Origin of the sequence: Herbaspirillum sp. C9C3 (genome assembly GCF_013359625.1) — a bacterium.
Taxonomy (GTDB): domain Bacteria; phylum Pseudomonadota; class Gammaproteobacteria; order Burkholderiales; family Burkholderiaceae_D; genus Herbaspirillum.
Map to the genome: position 1 here is coordinate 1 of NZ_JABFMQ010000062.1, position 1,071 is coordinate 1,071.

General features: G+C 59.6%; 1 pseudogene. It reads left to right on the forward strand.

Going from position 1 to position 1,071, the window contains the following annotated elements:
- Positions 1-1,071 (forward strand): annotated as a pseudogene (locus tag HNO82_RS22070) (hypothetical protein); the annotation flags it as partial.

Sequence of the window (1,071 nt, forward strand, 5' to 3'; positions counted from 1 at the left end):
TTCGAGATCGCCGACGAGAGCAAGCCGGGACGCCGGATCATCAACTACCGGCTGGAGGGATCGTCGGATTTCTTCTCAGGAGCTGACGCCCTTATCATCCACAAGGACAGCGGCCAGATCATCGCTCCCGAGAACTGGCGTGCCATGGGCGATGAGGACAATTTCCGTCTGCTCTTGCCATCCACGAGATATCCCTTCGAGAAATTCGGTGCCGACTCCCAATACGAGAGCGCGGCTTACCAGAGGCCCGTGGCGGAGTTCCGCGACGAAGACCGGCTGGTTCCAGCCGTGCCCGAAAGGTTTTTCTATACACCGGAAGATCCTGTCTGGGATCTTTTCGGTGTCGCCAGACCAACGACGCGCCTGACTCCGGAGCCGACGAAGCCGATTTTCAAGACATTCCCTGATGCTGCTCACGTCCCCGACTACTTGCAGCACGAGTATCAGATCTGGCTGGCTTGGCATGCCTGGAAGGATGCGCGCGCCGCTTATGTGAATGCCTATGTCGAACTTGACAATGCGCTTCAAGCCTTCCGTGCTGATTTTCGAGGTCGCTTGCGTGACCAATGGATCATCTACGACGGCACCGAGCAGATCCAGCGGACTATCGTTACGCGCAGCGCACCCGGCATGATCACCTCCGGCGGCAGGATGAATCTGGCCGCCGGTGTAATCAACAACTACGCCAGTCAGTTCATCGCCGGTGGCACCCTGGCCGGTGACAACGTCAATGGCACCGCCATCCACAATACCGGTCCGCTGGGCAGGCAGATCGTTACCTCGGTGGGTACGGCGGTAAAAACCTACATCAAGAGTCATCGCTTCAAGGCCGATGACCGTCGTTATGAGGGCGCGCCCTACGCCTCTCAAACGATAGAAACCCGATTCCCACTTGATGTGAGCGCCACGCACGAGGTGGGCAGCACGCGCGACCGGACTCCTCGCACACCTGCCACCGGTCCTGCACAAGCGCCGCAGGAAACGGGCAAGACCACTGACCTGCGTGCTCCCGCGGTCGACCTGAGCCTGCCGGCCAATGCCTTGTACCAGATCAATCAGAGCAGCGTGACG